This window comes from Pedobacter psychroterrae, from assembly GCF_004331695.1.
GTDB classification, from domain to species: domain Bacteria; phylum Bacteroidota; class Bacteroidia; order Sphingobacteriales; family Sphingobacteriaceae; genus Pedobacter; species Pedobacter psychroterrae.
This window is the reverse complement of the sequence record NZ_SJSL01000008.1, coordinates 87,104-106,730: the sequence shown is the minus strand read 5'-3', so window position 1 is coordinate 106,730 and position 19,627 is coordinate 87,104. Positions and strand designations below refer to the sequence as shown.

Sequence of the window (19,627 nt, the reverse complement as noted above, 5' to 3'; positions counted from 1 at the left end):
TATATGGCAGAACTGTTACCCATAAATATAGATTTAACTATAGCCAGTAAGTACACGAAGCTTACTAATGAAACACCCTCGTTTCTTGATAAAACTGCTGCGCTATTTGTTCCAGAACAGTACCATGAACGACTTATTCAATCTTTAAAACAATTACTGACAGATTACAAGCTAGACCACAAACACCTTGATTACTTCCTTTACATAATCGGGCAACAATACTTGCTTTATGAGGTAATAGACGAACAGAAGATTGATGCATTAGAATGCTTTCAGCCACTACGTTTTCTTCAATCTTACATCATACAGACTGAGGATATAAAAAGAACATCCAAGACCGAAGCCGCTTTAAATAAGAAGCTAAATTCCAGATACATTGAAGTGGTCTCACCAGCTATCAAAAGTGCCACACCTATTAAACTTAGTAATACAGACTTTGTTGTTAAAGCTATTTATAAACTGTTTAAAGAACAATATGACCACTCTTTAAAAGAACTATTGAGGGAATACGATACACTACCTCCATTAAAGGTCATAAACGAACTGGTAAAGGAGAACGACTACATTGTGAACTACGCCACCCGTTATTTTATACCACAAATGGTACTTGATCTGCTAGATTATATAAATGACAACGTAGATGGAAAGCTATCCAGAAAGCAATATACCTTCATATTTGATCTGATTTTCCTTTGGGGTGTTTTTGTTTTAGTGGAAGAAGAGGATACAGAGTATTTTGAAGTTACAACAGAATTTAAACCTCTAACTATAGCGAGTACAGAAAAGACCGATTATCTAAAGAAGGTCATTCACCGATACAAAAAGTACCTTAAGACCCACGCTTAATCTATCGGGTTACCAATCTTCAATTTTCTGACCCTATCGGTAATGCGATAGGGTTTTCTTTTGTCAGCACTTTTGACATGTCGACTGAATAAACAGCGATTTAAATTATTAGATATGAAAAGTGAATACCACCAGACAAAGAAACTTGTTAACGATTACCGACTATTTAAAATGCAACAAGCTAACGAACTTATACCGAGAGTTGGTTACTATGCGTTAGGAGAATTCAATGAAATACCGAGACCAAACACAAAGGCACAAATAGTTGCATTGGCATTTTGGACAAATGACACACAATTTAAGCAGTTTATCGAAGTAAAAGTCAATATTAGTCCCCTTTACAATAGGGCATCTAATGGTGACAAGTTAGTCCAATTTAGCAAACTTGCTGATAAGATTATACATATTACGGATGTTTCCTTAGTTGAGGGTTTATATGAAGGTAAAGTTACAAAGACATATAAGGTCGATTGGCGAATATTGGGATCCATAGATAAATTTGTAGATCTGTCAGAGGGAAATATTGAAGCTGATTACTATGAAATGGAAGCTGGATTATCAGATTTCGAATCAGACCAAGTTCTACAAGCCGAAGAGAAATATCTGGATGAAGAATTGCTTCTTTCGGTATATGATGAGGAAATCCATAATCAAACCGATGACGATTCGTTTGCGAAATGGTTTGAGAATGAAGGGATATTGAACTACTACTGGGATCTTGAGCATTCTGATGACCCGCAAAACTGTCTGTTACTCGACGAATTAGATGAACAGGAAACCGAGGCAGAAGCAGTAGAAGAACAGTCACCAAGTGAAGATTTTTAAAGATAACGTAGATGAAAACTTTAACACTTGATATTCCATATCAGATGAACTTTACTGATCTACTTCACCACCACAAGTTTAATGGGTTGATCCCGGCAAACTGGATCATAAATAAGCGAATTCCAGGAATAGGCACAACATATAATGAGATTATGTCTCAAAGACACAGTATTATAATTGTTCCCTTTACAGCGATAATAGAAGTGAAAAAGGTTGGGCATGGTGACAGGCTTTGTGTAATTTATGGTCAGAGTAATATAGACGAGGCTATCGAAGAAATAGGAAGATACCTAGCCGATGCTCGATATCCACATAAAAAGATAATGACCACTCCTGAGTCTTTCTATAAAGTCAAAGCTGCTTTATCGAAGCAAGTACCAGGATATATAAACGAATACTTTATGTTAATAGATGAATGTAATATTCTGGTAGAGGATGCCCTGTTCAGAAAGAATATGTTACGCATTATGGACGAATTCTTTCTATTCAACAAGCGGTCGATGATATCTGCCACACCTTTAATCCCTACTGATACCAGATTCATAGACCATGATTTCAAACATTTAAAGTTTGAGCCTAAATATGACTTTCAAGAAGACATACACTTGGTAGTGACAAATAATATAAATGCAAGCTGTAGGAATTTGTTGGACTCTTTAAAACGATTGAATGATAAACCTATCCTGATATTTACAAACTGTAAAAAGACGATAACATACCTAGCAAAACGGGAAAACATCAATGAAAACTACAAGATATTTTGTAGTAAGTCCCTTACTAACTTCTTTCAACAACAGGGATTGGAGAATGTATTTGACTCTGTTGCGGAACAACAATATGCTAGATACAACTTCTTCACTTCTAAGTTCTTTTCAGGAGTAGACATTTTAATCCCAGAAAAAGATAAACCCCATGTGATAATGATCTCAAACATTAAACATGCTCCACATTCAATCATTTCTCCCACGGTGACTGCCATTCAAATATATGGCAGAAGTCGGGCAAAAGTGAGTTCTATCACTCATATTACTACTATCTTAGAAACTGAGATTCAAAATGAAAAGGAAATAAAACATAACATTGATAAGAGCATTTATCATCTTAATAAATTACAGGAATTGAGAGATAAATCATATGAGAAGGCCACCAAGAAAATGTTGAGTGACGTTGCGGACAAAGATGACCTAAACCTAGTATTTCAAGATGATGGAACAGTTAATTCTTATTTTAGAGACAATCATCTGTTTTCAGTTCTTACTCGTAACTTATATTGTAACAGCCAGTCATTGGTAAAACAATACAGGATAGACGGCTTCTTTAGACCATATCTAACTGAAATTTATGAGCCTTTAACAGAAGAAGATCTTATCAAACTTGTTAAATTAAAGACTAAAAAGAAATCGATTGAGGTCTTAAAGCAACTAGAAAATCTGATCAAAGGGCAAGGATCATATCAACTAGGGATAAATCACGAAGACTATTTTGTTTACTTAGGTGAGCTATATACCGCAGACCCATTAATTTGCGAAGCCTACTTCAAGATTGGAGCAAAAGAGATCAGGAGATTGAACTTTAACCGCAAGAAACTACGTAATATACTATTTGATCTTCGACAAGGAGATCAAAAGAACAACATGCGGATGATTGACGAGATCCTATTGTCATTTAGATTGGAAACCCCGATATACATTGATGAGATTGAAAAGAAGCTTACTGACGTATATGTAGCTTTTAACTTTCAAAGAAAGCCAGGGAAGATCGCAAAGGCAAGTGCAACTGATATTGAGGATTACTTTGACTGTAAACGCATAAATGGTAAAAAGAAGATTGAAGGGGTCTATAAGACATATTATATTTTATACAGTCCGAAGTTTAAGATATCAGAAGAGTCTCTGCAATTAAGATGACCATATGCAGGGAGATTTTTGATCAGTAATATATAATATATACACAGTTCAGAAAATCTCCCTACTTAGTTAAGTTACAATGAAATTATATTCCTTTGACGACATAGTTGTTTCTTTATGATTAATCTTGATTTGGTCAGGATAACTCCAGTCTATCTTCTGCATCTTTATCCAACCTTTGGTTTTAGTTTTGGTCAGATACCCTTTTTTAATAAGGGAGTTATATCTCTTATAAATAATCTGCTTTGATAAACCTAATACCTTGACAAACTCATCCATCGATGCAAAAATATCAATAGAAGATTTAGCAAATTGCCTCAATAGTAACAACATAGCCTTTTCATTGCCTGTTAAATCTGTAGCTTCAAATATCTCATAAGGGATAGGATTAAATACTTCTACTTCGGGAAAGTAGTATTTATTTGAATACGATCTGTTAGGTTCCCTAAATTTCTCATGCCTATAAACTGAGAGACAGCCCTCGGACTCCAGTCTTTTTATCGAATCGATTACAAAATCGCTGCTTAAGCCTGCACGTTTTCCGATTGTCTCGTGAGAGGGGAAACAAAGTCCCTCTTTATTGTCATACGACTTAATGGCTACGTAGACTAGCACATCCATATATTTAAGGTTACTGTTGTGAAAATTGAACAAAGGCTTCTTAATAAAGCGCCTTTGCGGTGTTGGTGTACCACTATTTAGTACGAATATCATATTATTTCATTTACATATTATCAAAGAAGTATCTGATGACGGGGATGTCTGATTGAAATATCTGGAAGTGGGGAAGAATACCCCTTTTATGTTACATAAAGATACGAAAAATCAGTGATTTATCCTATCAGCCACACTACTATATACAAGATACTTTACAGTAATGTAAGAGTTACTTTCTTGTTAGTGTGGCTGTTAGGATATTTTAATCGGATTGATGATCGATATAAAGCCATCCTTAAAATCCCATCTGAGATAATTGAAAGAATTAGCCAAATTGATGTGTAACCCAAAATTATTATATATATAAATAAGGTGCTATTATAAAACATACCCCCCCTTGTATTTGAACTCCGACCTATTGGTCTATAACGATCAACCCCTGACGTCCTTGTGTTGGGGAATCAATTTGTAATACCGTTCAAACCTATAATACCGGATTCAGATTTAAAATCCAGATGGAGCTTTAACCGATTATTACTATTCTAATCTGTAAAGAGCGACTGACAAGTGCCTTTTAGCCGGATAAATGTTGATACATCCAATATCCATAAATCCCAGTATTTTATCCTTTAATACAAGTGCCCAAATCCTTAAGCGAACTAGAATTTTGATGCTTAGTACTGCTGTAAATCCCTGTTAATAAAAGGCGTTTGCACGCATTCTTATATATTTTACTCTTATAAATAGGCACTTCAATGGGAGTGCCTTTACTATTTAACAACCTTTTAACCCTTTAAATCAATTTAAAATGAAAACACAGACAAAACAAAGAAGACCGAGAACGCAATTCGTTCTGGTAAATGCAGAATTGCAAGCTAATAACTTGGAGGTAGAGAAAGCCTTTGACAAAATCACAGTAGTGGCCTCTGAGCTGATTAGAAGCTTTAACCAGCCTAAATACAGAACTACGATACTTATTAACCACACAAAGGATGAACAGAACGTAAATCTCGTTAGAGAGTATATAAATCACTTCTGGAATGTCACTCTAAGCGCCAATAAGGATGGCAAACTCTATATATTTATAGATATAGATCAAGATGGTATTACAAGATTTGGTAGCGGACTTACAAACACATTGCTGCGTAATGCCTTTAAAATTACGGAATCAGTGGATAATACTCCTGGCATTGAATACGCAATGAGAGTGAATTACATTCCCTCGGCTATTCATCCATTCTTTTATCGCAGGATAGTTGAGGGTGAAACTGACACTGTTTCTATATTTACAGAAGAGAAAGCAGTGGCATAAATAATTAGGGGTAGAAATACCTCTAATTTGTTTAACGTGATTATCTTTACATCAGACTTTAAAACTTTAACAGAAGAAACAGACAGTAAACTAAGAACTACATTTTATTAAGATATAAGCGTTTAGCTATTTGATCTTGCATTGGAAGACCTAGGAAATCATCAATCGTGACAAGACAGAGTTAGTTACCACCCATTTCGCTATGAGCGATGTGGGCTGGTGCTATTCTGTTCACGATGCCTTCCTAGGGGCTCCAATGACAGTTTAGTTGCCAGTTCCACATCGCTTATTGTGTTTATATACATCGGGTTGGGAGCTACCGATTTAAAATCTAATCAAATGAAAAGACTGTTGTTAACAGCAATCGTAATGAGTTTCACAGCGATAATCGCTAAATCTCAAACAGAAGGAGTGATGGAATATAAGCCAATTCCATTATATGGTGAAAAAGAAGCACCCGCTGATAAATCTTTGACTAATTCTGCAACTACCATTGATGCGTACTACTTAAATACCTACACCAACAAACCAGTAAAAGTCAAACTGAAAGTAGTTGAGAATAAATATGGTGTTTTCATAATAGGATGTAAACGGCTAACTGACTATCACTGGGCTGATCTTAGCAGTGAGCCTATTAAAACTTCAACGTTACTTCCAACTAATCCACTAGCCGAATACTTTGAGCGAAAGGCATTTATAAGCAGATTACAGCAAACCATCTATTTTTAATAAGTACCATGTCAGACAAAGTTATACATGTGTTCACAAATCGTAATAACACACCATACAGGTTGATTGAACTTTCTAACTTGACGAAGTTGACCTCTGGATTTAAATATGCCATAGACAGATTTGATGGTAAAGAGTTTGTTAAAATCAAGACCTGTTACTTTAAAGATATTCAATCAGCCGACAAGCAGTTTAGATTGCGAGAGAACGTAGACAATATTATAAAGCGTCGAGAAAAGTATTATCAAAAGGAAGATCATGAATTCTATCGTAGCCTTAAGGGGACAAAATTTGAAACCTTATACAAAGTCCTAAGGGGACTGACAATAACTGACTTTGATTCTGACTTCGAGACGGTTTCATATGAAGTTGATCTTAATAGTGTGTTTAGAATCCCAGAATTATCAAGTCTCGGTATTTCTGCAACTTCTATTAGGGAAGTGGTCATATCCCAATCAGATGCACACGATTATCTTGGATTTAAATTTAGAGACGGTTCTGGCAGAGGTATCATTGACACAATAGATTATCCTAATATGGAAAGGCACAGAACACAGTTTGATTTCCATCTGAGTTTTGCAACACATTTATGTTCTTAGCATGCTAAAACTACCCATGCTCCCATTTACTGCTAGCAAGAAAGACGAGTTGGTCATTTAAATACTTAATAATGCATCGAGGAGCCACTTATGGTGGCTCTTTTTATTAAATTAGGAATTGCTTAATGACAATAACTATGATGAACATTTTTAGTAAGAAGGCACAAATAGAATTGGCAATATGGAACATTGCCAGAGGCTATAGGGTGGTTACTGAAACCATTGTTAATACAATTCATAAGATACATGAGGCTGATAAGATCATATTTCCTGAAGTAAGTACTGAGGATGATGAATTTTATGGATGGGACTTTCTTACTTTTAATAGTTACAGCTCAGAGAACGGCGGAACTGTTCTTTGTATAAAATGTACTAACCCCTTATTAGTTGGACAAATATGTTGAATTAGTTGTGTAATAATTGTCTGTATTTCCAGATATTTTTTCGGTTTTTCCGATTGCTGCGATGCTTTCTCTTTTTTGGATTGTAAGATGTATATTTTGTTCCCATTTTTCTTTTGGCGTCATCTCGATACCGCGGTGTAACCTTCTGTTATCATACCAGTTTCTGTGCGCAGCAATGGTGTGTTTTGCATGATAAAAGCTGTCAAACTCAAATCGGTCGATTACTTCCCGTTGCACGATGCTGTGAAAGGCTTCGATATAGGAATTTTCTTCAGGTGTTGCGATATGCGTAAATTCCTGATTGGCCTCGGCAGCGCGTAAATATTGTTTAACATTATTTGCGATAAACTGGGATCCGTTATCATTTCTAATGGTTACTCCTTTGATGCCGTATGTCTGATTTATGCGTCTGAAAGCGTTAATTACATCAACCTGCTTTATACTTTTCTGAAAAGTCTGATCCACTGTTTTACGAGAAAACACATCCAGTATGGTCAGCAGGTAATAATTACGCTTATCAGCATGTACATAAACATATTTGATATCCAGACAAAGGTATTCCATCGGATAACTGGCCACTATCTTGCGGTGCTGGACAAATTTACGCTTACCGCTGGTACGGATGACTTTTCCCAGCAATAGGTGTTGTTCATCCATGAGCCTGTATACCTTCTTCTTATTGATGTGGTACGCTTCCTTTCGCAATTCACTAGTGACATTTTCGTACCCATAACAGCAGAATTCCTGCGACAAAACATCTTTTATCTTTTCGATGACAACCTGATTTTCCACCATTGTTCCATCCAACTTCAGCGTATGTGTACTTGGCTTTACACCTCCTCTGCCGCCTTTATTTTTATAATAGTAAACACTTGAAGGTAAATCAACCCAGGATAAAAGCGTGCGTGCTGGTATTAAATGTTTAAAACCTGAAATAATCATCTTTTTATCCTGGGTTGGATAGGACTTTTTTTTAAAAGCTCTGATTTGACCTCTATTTCAAGTGCCTGCTTTGCTATGATCCGTTTTAAACGTTCATTTTCTTCTTCCAGGGCACGCAGCTCTGGGTCTATACGATGATACGATGGCTTTAGGCCTTCTACTCCACCCGAAAGATACTTGTTCTTCCATTTGCCATACAAGGAAGGAGCCAAATTATACTTGCGGCACGTAACTGTGGTTCCTTCTCGTTGACCCTCCTGAATAATCGCCAGTCGATCCTCAGGACTGAAAACACGTCTTTGCTTTTTCATAATTCCCTAATTTAATGGTTCTAAATTGTTTTTAAAATTTAGTCCAGCTGTTTAGGGGGTTAGTACATAACCTTATGAACCACTGTATATCTTGGTTAGAAATTCAGTCTGTTACTCGGCAGCAAATTTATTCATTACTACTCATATACAAATATTCTTGATAACTCCAATATCTATCATGTTAGGATGTAGATAAAGTTGCGAGAGCTGCATTAAAGATTACCTTTACAGAAACATTATAACCAGGCATATGGCGAAAAGCTCAAATATAGAACCTACTGTAACAGAATTGATCAAAGATAAAGTCATATTTAAGCAAGAGCTAGAAGACCGAATAAAGGAAGGAAATCTCTTATTAAATGGGGATAGGAATGAGCTTGAAGAAAGATTTATAGAATGGACGGATTACAATGACGAATATTTGAAGCATGCTTTCAACAAACCAAATAACGAATATCGTCATGCTTACGATCATGCTGGCTTCACAATGATTGGAGTATTAAGCAGTCATCCGTCTGGATCAATTGATGAAAGAATTGAAACATTAGGACATAAATTAGCGTATCTCCGCAAACTACTTAACAAAGCTGATTTGTTAAAGTCAACTATCTTGCCGAGTGTTAACCAGGTACCATCAACGAAATCTGAAGTTAACAAGACCGATGTCTTTATAGTACATGGCCATGATGGATTAGCTAAGATCAGCACCGCACGTTTTATTGAGCGCTTAGGATTCAAACCAATCATATTACATGAACAAGCAAGTTCCAGTAGAACGGTAATTGAGAAAATAGAAGATTATTCAAACGTAGGCTTTGCAATAGTTCTTTATACTGCGTGCGATGTAGGTGGAAAAACTAAAGATGAACTTAAGTCGCGAGCTAGACAGAATGTGGTATTTGAACATGGCTTTCTGATTGGTAAGATTGGTAGGGAAAATGTCTGTGCTATAGTTAAAGGCGATATAGAAACTCCTAATGACATTTCTGGAGTTGTATACGTGAAAATGGATGATGATGAAGCTTGGCACACCAAAGTGGCAAGGGAACTTCGCAGTTCTGGTTACAACGTCGATATGAACAAACTATAATTTAAATATATCATGTCAATGGACATTAAAGCAAACAACGGTATCTTGGCTATAATGATACTATTGACCTCCTGTAAGAATCCCCACGTAAAAACAATACCTATTTATAACGTTGAAATAACAATTAAGAACGACTTAAGATATTCTCCCAATGCATTCGAACGGAAAATAGATACGATACTTGCAACTAGTGACTTAAAAGCATATGAATCTGGAATGATTCTAATACACAGTGAAAGAAAGGCTATCGGAATGATGGAACCTAATTTATACAGCATTGATTCTTATAAGATAACTGATAGTTTAGGAACTGATATTATCCCCAAGTTGGCAGCAAAAGACAAGGATAGCATAGATAAGGATCTCAAAGGCTTGTTAAAGTAGCAGTCATTTCAAACCCGTTTTCTTAAAGCTGTTGTGACAACCCACTATTAATACACCAACCATTTGTGCGGTGCTTCACAACGTGGGTAAGTTTAAACCAAGCTGGTTACCTATTTAAACATCACGATTCCTAATATTACAAGCATAAATATAATAGGTATTTCGATTGGATAGCGACATCGATAAAACTTCCATTTCCATTAAGATGTTCATCTAGTGATTTAAATCTTGCTTTTTCATACGGGGTTCTCTAGGCAGCTTCGTCATACCTAAAGCTAATCAAATATGCCGGATAAAAGGAAAATCATCTTATTTAATTAATTATACACAAAGTTAAGCTTCATCACCTCAACAAGTGACAAGAAATTCCGGCATAAACCCACGATCCGGTACACCACCTATTTATTCCGTTGCTTCTTGCACATAGATTGAGTTGAAAGCTTGGTTGGGTTTTATAATTAATTAATCACTATGAAACAAAATCAAACATTCAAAGTGGCTGAGATCGAATTGACCTACAAGCCAAATTACAAGGTAACCGAAAGACCTAAAATTACTACCTCTAAGGACACTTATCAATTATTGATGAATTACTGGGAGGTTGGGAGATTAGAGTTCTTAGAAGAGTTTAAAATCATCCTGCTAAACAGGAGGAATAGAACATTAGGGATAATTAATCTTTCAATGGGTGGATTTGCCGGAGTGGTAGTGGATTCAAAGGTGATATTTGCAGCAGCGTTGACTGCCTGTGCATCAGGGATTGTGTTAGCACACAACCATCCGAGTGGTGAGGTACAACCTAGTCAGCAAGATATTGAGCTTACAAAAAGATTGGTTGACGGTGGGAAGATATTAGATATCGCCGTACTCGATCATTTAATTATAAGTAGCGATGGTTACTACAGTTTTTCTGATAGTGGATTGATATAAGTCCACTTGAAATATTAAATTGCAACAATTAACAAATATTATAAACAAGGTCAAATGCTGTGTGAATTTTGTGCACATCGAGTTTAAAGACATGAAATTGAGGCTTGAAACATCTGTGAGTTGGATATTTATCTTTTCTGGCAGGCAACAGGTCAGCGGTTCGACTCCGCTATTCTCCACGATAACTAAGAGCCTTTCAGTAACCTGAAAGGCTTTTTTATTTCTATGTAGCTGTTTCACACAATAACCTAAGTAATCAAACAAAACATATAAAAAAAAGTACGTAACAGTTAAGCTTTGTCGGCAGGCAAGTTCTTCACAGAATAAGGGTTTCTTCACACTTTCTTCACACCTCCTTCACACCAAAGCCACAAAGAGGTACCTTTTTGTGAACAAAGTGTGACCAAGGTGTGCATGAGGTGAGACGATGCCTGCACGGCAACTGGTTTTCATACTTATTGTATCCTTACCCGAGCGTTGTTGTCAATATACGAAAAAGCAACCATTGTACCAATAAAATTCCATGAATTGAGCTTGTTTCTTAAATCGGAACTTTAAACCAAAATACAGACCCTTTTCCTAATTCACTATCGACACCAATTTCACCACTGTGACGTTTGATAATTTCTGAAGAAATATAAAGCCCCAGCCCAAGTCCAGAATATTGCTTGCCGGTATAATCTGCACGAAAATACCTGTCAAACAAGTGGGCCACCTGATCCGGAGGAATACCAACACCAGTATCCTTAACCGATATTTTAGCCATTTCACCCACCTGCTCAACGATTAGATAAATACTTTTAGATTCAGGGGCATATTTAGCCGCATTATTTACAAAATTAATCACCACCTGCTCAATCCTGTTTTCATCTGCATCGATAATCAAAGCTGTATCACCCTGCACAATCAGTTCATGCTTGCCCTGTTCCCTAATGTGTGAGCAGCATTGGCCTAGCATATCCGAAACATTAAAGGGAGATTTGTTTAACATCAGCTGTCCTTCACTCATCCTCGTAACGTTCAGCAGATCGTCAATCAGAGTGGTGATCTTTTCCATACTTCTGTTCGACTGATCAATCAGCCTTGGAAATATTGCCTTGGTAGGGTCATCTTTCATCTTGCTCAGCAACTGAAGGGATAATTTCAGACTGGTGATCGGTGTTTTCAACTCATGACTGGCAATGCTGATAAATTCATCCTTTTTAAGGAGCAACTCCTTGGTACTTTGCTCCAGTGATTTCTCTATAGAAATATCAAGCACCGTTCCAATAAACCGGGTGGCACTTTTTCCTTCATTAAAATACGCCTTGCCTTTGGACTTTATCCAGCGCAACTTCTGGTCATAAAGCCCTACTGAACGATATTCCACATTAAACTCTCCCTTATTCACTCCTTTTAAAGCATTTTTTACCGCATCTTCCGTTTTCAGGCGGTCTTCAGGATGTATTTGATTTAAGAAAACTGCATAATTGACCTCATCCTCAGGCTTAAGTCCATACAATTCTTTACACCGGTTATCCCAAATAAGCTCTTTGGTAAACACATTAAAATCCCATGATCCTATTCCGGCCGACTCAATTGCAAAATGCAACCGTTCCTTGCTTTCTGCCAATAAGCGTTCTACCTCCGCCAGGCCTTCTTCTACTTTTCGTTTATCTGTCAGATCATGTATAGCCAGCAGGGTCAAAGTTTCATCAGTATAAGTATCAAATTGCCTGGCTGTCAGCAACATGATCTTATGCCCTATGGTATTGAATACATGATTGACCTCAAATGTCTTGAAAAAGCCCTGTTCGGGCAAAATGTATTCAAGCTGGTGTCTCAGCACAGGAATATCCCATTGCCTGTTGCCCAGATTGTACAAAAAGTTGCCTTCAGTTTCTTCTTCACTCACTTTAAAAGTCTGATAAAAACCATCAGTAGCACGGATTACCTTCAGTTCTTTATCCAATATGACTAAAGGATCATGTATGGTATTGAATATTTCTTCTATGTATTTTTTAGAATTGTTAAGTTGCTCATTCCGATCCTGCAGCTGGGTATTTACAACCGTTATATCATTATTGATCCTGTTTAATTTTTTATTGGTACTGTCCAGTTCCTGCGATATTTCCTTTAATTCGGTTATGTCATAAAAACTGATCACTGCCCCATCCGGCTTATCTGTGTTTTTCCTGATATATGGCACAGTCATCACCTGATATATTTTACCGTTCGATGCTTCAGCTTCCCTGGTGATGGTCTGCTCGTCCAGCATTACCTGTTTAATGTCATCAATCAGTGTTTCAAATTTGATATTGGTGGTAATATTGCTTAGGGGACGGCCAATATCACTTTCACGGATATTGATGTGCTTTACCGCACTGGGTGAATATTTTTTCAGCAGCAGGTCGTGGTCTACAAACAGCTGTCCGTTTACATTACTTCTAAAATAATTGTTCAGGTCATCATTCAATTCGGTCAACTGTGCATTGGTAGCCTGGTATTCCTTGTTGATGGTATGAAGCTCCTCATTTACCGATTGAAGCTCTTCATTGGCAGATTGCATTTCCTCATTGGCAGATTGCTGTTCCTCATTAAAAGACTGCATATTTTCCTCAGAAAACTCCTGGCGCTCATTGGCAGTTTCCAGGCTCATCTTTAATGCCTTTAGCTCCTGTTCAAGATTTTCCAAATGCTCTTTCGCAAGTTGGTTAAAACCTGCTTCTTTAATGATGCTTGCGCTATCGGACTTTGCCTTACTTTCTGTAAAAAGGATGAGTAGATACTTCAGGCTTGATTTTGGCATGAAGAACGGCTTAAACACCACATTTACCAGGCGTGTATCAGTAGGCGACGGGCTCTCAAACTTCAGGCCTTTAAGCGTTATCCTTTGATTTAATTTGAGTGCTTTATGTGCTGCCCCACGAAAAGGAATAGAAATATTGTCGGGGATTAAATCGTTGAGGTCAAAATTGAAATTTTCATTTTTAAGGTATGGGGTGGTATCCCCAAAAGAACGCAGCACCATTAAACTTTCATTCGTACAAATGCCATTAAATCCTGATTCTTCCAGAATGGCCCAGTTAAGTTCATCGCTTTGGGTCACTTTGGATGCAGGATTTGCTGTCCTGTTAATTGCTTCAATCGTGGTGTTTACTTTTCGCATAAATGGTGATGAAAATGTATTCAAGTTTACGGACCTACCTACTGAAATATTTTCGTAGATGTTCCATTTGGTACTTACCTCTTTGAAGTCACTTTTTAAAGTCGAAGTATTCTCACTCGGTCCAAGGAAAAGATAACCTTCTTTTTTTAATCCAAAGTGCATCATGGAAAATGCCTTTTTTTGCAGATCAATATTCATATAGATTAGCAGGTTGCGGCAGCAGATCAGGTCAATGTTGCAATAAGGAACATTTCTCACCAGATCATGCTCTGCAAATACGATCATTTCCCTGATCTCATGGTTGACTTTGAACAAGGGCCCCAGCTTCGTAAAAAAACGCCCCAGTCTTTTTTTTGTGATCTTTTGAGCAATGCTTTCAGGATATATTCCTTTTGACGCAACTGCTAATGCAGACTTATTGATGTCTGTCGCATATATTTTAACTTGTCTGTCCTGCAGGATTTCGTCCAGGTATTCCTTTATCAGAATCGCTATGGTAAAAGCTTCTTCACCAGTGGCACAGCCCGGCACCCATACCTTGATGATTTCATCGTTATGTGTTTTCGCTACAATAGCAGGAATGATCTTTTTTTCAATGATCTTAAACGCTTCAGCATCTCTGAAAAAAGAAGTAACGCTAATTAAAAAATCATTGGCAAGCAAGGATACTTCCTTCGGATTATCTTTTAGGAACGTATAGTACTTTTCAGCCTCATAAAAATTATGCTGGGTCATTCTTCTGGTGATCCTGCGCAAAATAGTTGGCCGCTTATAATCTGTAAAATCAAAAGGTGAATGTGTTTTTATTAAATTAAAGATACCTTCCAGCTCAGGCTCATTGATCTGATCATTTTCATTCTCCGGATATAGCCCTTGTATACCCTGTTTTACATAGTCCTCTATTGCCTGCGGCATATCCCGGGGCCTGAGCAGAACATCGGCACAACCAGTAGTTATTGCCGACAGGGGCATTTCATTAAAAGCTGCTGTATGCGGATCCTGAACAATGACCATTCCGCCGGCATCCTTTATGGCCTGGATGCCTATCGATCCATCCTGCCCCGTTCCGGACAACACAACCCCGACCGCCCCTTTCCCGCAAAATTCTGCAAGAGAGGAGAAAAAGTAATCTATGGTCAGGTGCGGCGGCTTTTTTCCCTTCTTATCAATTAAACGCAACCTGCCGTTTTGGACCTGCATGAATTTGGTACTTGGGATCAGGTATACCTTGTTCTGTTCGATTTCAATATTGTCTGTTACCTCAATTATCTGCAACTTGCTGTGAGGGGCAAATATCTGCGCCATCTGGCTTTTAAAGTCGGCAGAGAGGTGCTGGATTAGAATATAAGAAACTGCATCAAGTGGGGTATGGTCAAAAAATTCAGATATGGCTTCAATCCCACCAGCAGATGCGCCAATGGCAATGATATACTGATTAGAATCAATTTTGGCCATTGGTTTTTGAAAACCTCTTTAAGGCAATGAACTAGGGGTTTGTATCAAATATACTATTATTAATGCTTAGATTATTTATTTTAATTGCGGGTGTCTGCTGCAACTTTTAGAAAAATTAAACGTCTTATATAAAAGCGCTTTTTAAAGTTCATTTATTACCTTTATCAATTATCATTAAATTATGAAAAGAATAACACCTGTTTTATTTCTTGCCTTATCATTTTTTGCAAGTGCAAATGCGACTGCTGTTTTACCCTTAAATACTCCTTCAGCACCTACTGTGAGAGATGAAAGAATAGTTAAGGATTTTACAGGTGTGGTAGCCGGTGGTCCTATTGAGGTTGTAGTAAAAATAGGCATGAACGAAGGTGTAAAATTTGAAGGAGATGAGGAAGCTATTTCGACACTGGTAACAGAAGTAAAGGGTAAGGTGCTGATCATCCGCCCCAAAACCAGCTGGACGAGCTGGGCAAAAAAATATGAGAACAAGAAGATTACGGCTTACGTAACAGCCAAAGACATCACCAGCCTTGCCATGAGCGGAAACGGTAGTATCACGGCCACATCAGTGCTTACAGCACGTGAGTTTACGGCTACCTTGAGCGGATCAGGGAGCATTAAAGCTCAGTTGAATACAGATAAATTTACTGGCGTAATCAGCGGATCGGGAAATCTGATCTTAAGCGGCAAAGCGGATGATTCAAATGTAACCGTTAGCGGCTCAGGAAAATTGAGCGGTAAAGAGCTGAAGATAGACCTGCTTTCGGCCAGAATCAGTGGCTCGGGAAGCGTGACGGCTCATGTAGAAGACTCCATTAAAGCAACTATCAGTGGCTCAGGCCATGTATATTATACCGGATACGCAAGCATTGAGCAAAAAGTAATCGGCTCTGGCGGCATTACTAAACTCTAAACATTATGAATAAAACGCTCTTATTAAAGGCTTCCATTATAGGTTGTCTGCTTTTTTCAACACTGATTGGTACTGCTCAGGAAAATCTGAAAAGACATACCATTGGAATTTCTTATGGCTTTGGGCAAGGGGATTTTGTACAGTTAACAAAGGTATTAGTTTCCCCTTCTTATGAAGGTGAGTCTGTGTCTAAGTATGGCATACAATACGCTTATGATCTCAACGGTGTACAGCTTGAAACAGGCTTGCACTATTTGATTCAGGACGTAGATTTGGAATTCACGTCCTCGCCTAATGGAACCCAGATACCAAAAGTCATCACACCTCATCAATTCAAGTTATTGAGTATACCAGTAGGTTTCAGGGTTAATTTTTTAAAATATTTGTTCTTTAATGGAGCTGCCTTAATTGATATCGAGGTAGAAAACACGGGTGTCCGCAATCAATCTGCCTTAGGTGGCAGCGTTGGTGTTGGAGCAAACTACTTTTTTAAGAATAACATAGGCATTTTCGTCAATCCTCAAATTGCCCACCGCGCTCTTCGCTATTTTAAAGAGAACAGCCACCAAAAATATGTTGAGCGCAATATATCCTTCGGACTCGCATACAAACTTTAAGTATGAAAAAACTGTTTGCTGTCTTCATTTTATGTTTCGTTTTTTTCACCTCAGAAGCGCAAAAACTTAAAGACTTTGCAGACAGCGTAAGAATTGCAAGTGAAATTCCGGAAATAACCTATGCCGCTTTTACTTCCGACAGCATATTGGTCGCCAATACGCTTGGCTATCACAGAGCAGATCTTAAAAACGAAGAAGGTAAAGCGAAGCCAACAGATTTCTTTCATTTAGGATCTAATACCAAGGCCATTACAGGCTTCATCGCCGGATATTTAACAGAGCAAAAGAAGATCAGCTGGACAACTAAGTTTTACGAGCTGTTTCCAGAGTGGAAAGCTACTGCCAACCCCGTTTACCTGAACATCACATTGGCCGATCTACTGTCCCATAGGGCAAGAATCAAACCTTACAATAGTGGCGCAGAATTTCAAACCTTACCTAAATTCACAGGTACTAAGTCTGAGCAAAGGAAAGAGTTTGCAAAGTATCTGTTGAGCCATGACCCGGTGGGAGCCAACGATCAGCCATACAATTATTCCAATGCAGGGTACAGCATAGCCGCACTGATGCTCGAAAAAGCAAGCGGCAAAACTTGGGAAGCGATGATAGATGAGGTGCTTGGCAAAAAATTGAAATTAAGTTATAAAATAGGCTGGCCTAATAGAAACGACGAAAACCAACCCTGGGGCCATTGGTTAGAAAATAATGTGCTGACGCCCCTGCCCTCATCAACCAGCTACAATTTGAATCTGATAGAACCTGCCGGAGACATTAGTATGCCTTTGGCTGATTACGTTAAATTTATCCAGCTGAATTTATCAGGACTAAAAGGGAAGGACAACTTCCTTAAAGCAACAACATACAACTACCTGCACTATGGTCTGGACAAGTACGCAATAGGATGGCTTAATGTAAGTGAAAGCGGCAAGCGCCTGACTGAACATGCCGGATCGGCGGGAACCTTTTATGCCTACACACTGATCAATAAGGACAAGAATATCGCTTATATTATCATAGCCAACAGTGCTACTGAAAAGGCGCTAAAAGGAATATTTGCACTCCTGGAAAAGTTGATAAAGAGCACCGAGTCTTAAAGAAAAAGCGACTGCCGTTATGGCAATCGCTTTTGAAAGAGATTATCTATGCCAATAAATGTGGCCGCTCTTTATATACTTTCCACAGGAATTCTCCAAAAATCGTATTTGACCAGGCAAACCAGGATCTGGTAAAATCCTTAGGATCGTTCATATTGAAAGATTCATGCATAAACCCGGTACCTGCATGGCTTTTTTGCAATAACTCCAGGCATGATTTAATTTCCGCATCCGTTTTACTGGTCAATCCCTGCATGGTAAGCGCAATCGGCCAGATTTTGTGCATTCCGGTATGTGGACTGCCTATTCCTTTTGCAGCTGTCCCTTCGAAATAGAACGGGTTTTCAGAAGAAAGGATCAGTTTGCGGGTATTTTTATAGATAGGGTCATTTTCTTTTACCGCGCCAAGGTATGGAAGTGACAGCAAGCTTGGCACGTTGGCATCGTCCATGATATTGAAACTACCAAAACCATTTACCTCAAAGGCGTATACTTTACCAAAATCAGGATGGTTTACCACGCCGTATTTCTGTATCGCTTTTTCTACTTCCGTAGCCAATGCCCTGCACTCTTCGGCCAGCTCATTGTCTTTATTCACTGTAGTCAGGATCTCTGCTGCCTGACGAAGGCTTACTACCGCAAAAAAGTTGGATGGAATTAAAAAGTTGTAAATAGTAGCATCATCACTTGGTCTGAATACTGAACAGATCAGGCCTACCGGTTTTACAGGGTAGCCCAGTCCGCTTACAGGAACCGTGTCTGTAGCAAACATCGTTTCGCGCTGGAACCTGTATGGTCCGGGGCCATTTTTGCGTTGCTGTTCTTTAAAGGTCTTTACAATTGTTGAGATGGCATCCCTCCAGGTTGAATCAAAAGGTGAAGTATCACCAGTCAGTTTCCAATAATGGTGGCTCAGGCGAATTGGATAGCATAGCGAATCGATTTCCCACTTCCTTTCATGTACACCGGGTTTCATATCTGTTTTATCGGTAGCCCACTCACCTACTTTACTTGGGTCACCATAGAAAGCATTGGCATATGGATCTTTAAGTACACATTTTACCTGATGGTTGATAACGCCTGCAATTAATTGCTGTAAGGCCTTATCATCTTTTACGAGGGAAAGGTATGGACTCACCTGGGCTGTACTGTCACGAAGCCACATTGCATCAATATCACCTGTAATAACATAGGTATCAGGACGACCATTTACCGTTTTATGGGTAACTGTGGTATCCAAAGTGTTTGGAAAGCAGTTCTCAAACAACCAGGCCAGCTCCTTGTTTTTCACATTTGCTTGAAATTCCTTGATAGCTGCCTCTACGGCAGTACTTTGAAAATGTCTTTTTGATGCGGCTACCCTTACTACCGGAAAATCCGGTGCAGCAGCAAATGACATTTTGCTTGCCATCATTCCCGCTGCTAAAAGCCCTGTGTTTTGTAAAAAAATTCTTCTTTTCATGT

Annotated in this window: 17 protein-coding genes; 12 read left to right on the top strand and 5 right to left on the bottom strand. The window is 38.3% G+C overall.

Translation table 11 applies throughout. From position 1 onward, the window contains the following. Window positions 1–3: 3 nt before the first annotated feature. From EZ437_RS19565 to EZ437_RS19555, 3 genes are all read left to right on the top strand, one after another. Entirely contained in the window at window positions 4–846 is an 843-nt protein-coding gene (locus EZ437_RS19565) for a hypothetical protein (RefSeq protein WP_131597762.1), read from the top strand. 114 nt (window positions 847–960) lie between these two features. Beyond that, window positions 961–1,671 carry a hypothetical protein gene (locus EZ437_RS19560; RefSeq protein WP_131597761.1) on the top strand — a complete coding sequence of 237 codons (711 nt, stop codon included), beginning with the start codon at window positions 961–963 and terminating at the stop codon, window positions 1,669–1,671. An 11-nt stretch (window positions 1,672–1,682) separates the two neighbouring features. Continuing rightward, entirely contained in the window at window positions 1,683–3,578 is a 1,896-nt protein-coding gene (locus EZ437_RS19555) for a DEAD/DEAH box helicase family protein (protein ID WP_131597760.1), read from the top strand. A 69-nt stretch (window positions 3,579–3,647) separates the two neighbouring features. On the opposite strand, the gene EZ437_RS19550 is transcribed toward EZ437_RS19555, so the two are convergent. Continuing rightward, entirely contained in the window at window positions 3,648–4,292 is a 645-nt protein-coding gene (locus tag EZ437_RS19550; protein ID WP_131597759.1) for a helix-turn-helix domain-containing protein, read from the bottom strand. A 751-nt stretch (window positions 4,293–5,043) separates the two neighbouring features. Between EZ437_RS19550 and EZ437_RS19545 the strand changes: the two genes are divergently transcribed. The 3 genes from EZ437_RS19545 to EZ437_RS19535 all read left to right on the top strand — a co-directional run bounded on the left by EZ437_RS19545 (window position 5,044) and on the right by EZ437_RS19535 (window position 6,875). Then, on the top strand, window positions 5,044–5,547 hold the full coding sequence (locus EZ437_RS19545) for a hypothetical protein (RefSeq protein ID WP_131597758.1): 504 nt from the start codon (window positions 5,044–5,046) through the stop codon (window positions 5,545–5,547). A gap of 339 nt (window positions 5,548–5,886) precedes the next feature. Beyond that, entirely contained in the window at window positions 5,887–6,276 is a 390-nt protein-coding gene (locus tag EZ437_RS19540) for a hypothetical protein (protein ID WP_131597757.1), read from the top strand. 8 nt (window positions 6,277–6,284) lie between these two features. After that, window positions 6,285–6,875, top strand: coding sequence for a hypothetical protein (locus EZ437_RS19535; protein WP_131597756.1), 591 nt, complete (start codon window positions 6,285–6,287; stop codon window positions 6,873–6,875). 383 nt (window positions 6,876–7,258) lie between these two features. Here the strand turns inward: EZ437_RS19535 and EZ437_RS19530 are convergent, their stop codons facing one another. Together EZ437_RS19530 and EZ437_RS19525 are read right to left on the bottom strand one after the other, a co-directional pair. Beyond that, window positions 7,259–8,221, bottom strand: coding sequence for a DDE-type integrase/transposase/recombinase (locus tag EZ437_RS19530; protein WP_205942769.1), 963 nt, complete (start codon window positions 8,219–8,221; stop codon window positions 7,259–7,261). Beyond that, complete coding sequence (locus EZ437_RS19525) at window positions 8,218–8,532, bottom strand: transposase (protein ID WP_131597755.1); 315 nt, start codon at window positions 8,530–8,532, stop codon at window positions 8,218–8,220. The genes EZ437_RS19530 and EZ437_RS19525 overlap by 4 nt, the downstream gene beginning before the upstream one ends. A 250-nt stretch (window positions 8,533–8,782) precedes the next feature. Here EZ437_RS19525 and EZ437_RS19520 point away from each other — a divergent pair, with 250 nt between their 5' ends. The 3 genes from EZ437_RS19520 (at window position 8,783) to EZ437_RS19510 (ending at window position 10,936) form a co-directional block, all read left to right on the top strand. Next, on the top strand, window positions 8,783–9,622 hold the full coding sequence (locus EZ437_RS19520) for a TIR domain-containing protein (RefSeq protein ID WP_205942768.1): 840 nt from the start codon (window positions 8,783–8,785) through the stop codon (window positions 9,620–9,622). Window positions 9,623–9,640: 18 nt separating this feature from the next. Further along, complete coding sequence (locus EZ437_RS19515) at window positions 9,641–10,006, top strand: hypothetical protein (RefSeq protein ID WP_131597754.1); 366 nt, start codon at window positions 9,641–9,643, stop codon at window positions 10,004–10,006. A gap of 495 nt (window positions 10,007–10,501) precedes the next feature. Beyond that, window positions 10,502–10,936, top strand: a complete 435-nt coding sequence (locus EZ437_RS19510; RefSeq protein WP_317126436.1) for a JAB domain-containing protein — start codon at window positions 10,502–10,504, stop codon at window positions 10,934–10,936. Window positions 10,937–11,477: 541 nt separating this feature from the next. On the opposite strand, the gene EZ437_RS19505 is transcribed toward EZ437_RS19510, so the two are convergent. Continuing rightward, complete coding sequence (locus tag EZ437_RS19505) at window positions 11,478–15,539, bottom strand: chemotaxis protein CheB (protein ID WP_131597752.1); 4,062 nt, start codon at window positions 15,537–15,539, stop codon at window positions 11,478–11,480. Between the two features lie 181 nt (window positions 15,540–15,720). On the opposite strand from EZ437_RS19505, the gene EZ437_RS19500 reads away from it, so the two are divergent. From EZ437_RS19500 to EZ437_RS19490, 3 genes are read left to right on the top strand one after another with little or no spacing between them, the layout of a single operon-like run. Next, window positions 15,721–16,452 (top strand): head GIN domain-containing protein, encoded by a 732-nt coding sequence (locus EZ437_RS19500; RefSeq protein WP_131597751.1) that lies wholly within the window; start codon window positions 15,721–15,723, stop codon window positions 16,450–16,452. A 5-nt stretch (window positions 16,453–16,457) separates the two neighbouring features. Then, on the top strand, window positions 16,458–17,069 hold the full coding sequence (locus tag EZ437_RS19495) for an outer membrane beta-barrel protein (protein WP_131597750.1): 612 nt from the start codon (window positions 16,458–16,460) through the stop codon (window positions 17,067–17,069). A gap of 2 nt (window positions 17,070–17,071) precedes the next feature. Then, the gene (locus tag EZ437_RS19490) at window positions 17,072–18,163 is read left to right on the top strand and encodes a serine hydrolase domain-containing protein (RefSeq protein WP_131597749.1); all 1,092 of its coding nucleotides are present in this window, start codon (window positions 17,072–17,074) and stop codon (window positions 18,161–18,163) included. Window positions 18,164–18,209: 46 nt separating this feature from the next. On the opposite strand, the gene EZ437_RS19485 is transcribed toward EZ437_RS19490, so the two are convergent. After that, window positions 18,210–19,625 carry a glycoside hydrolase family 125 protein gene (locus EZ437_RS19485; RefSeq protein WP_131597748.1) on the bottom strand — a complete coding sequence of 472 codons (1,416 nt, stop codon included), beginning with the start codon at window positions 19,623–19,625 and terminating at the stop codon, window positions 18,210–18,212. Between the last annotated feature and the right edge of the window lie 2 nt (window positions 19,626–19,627).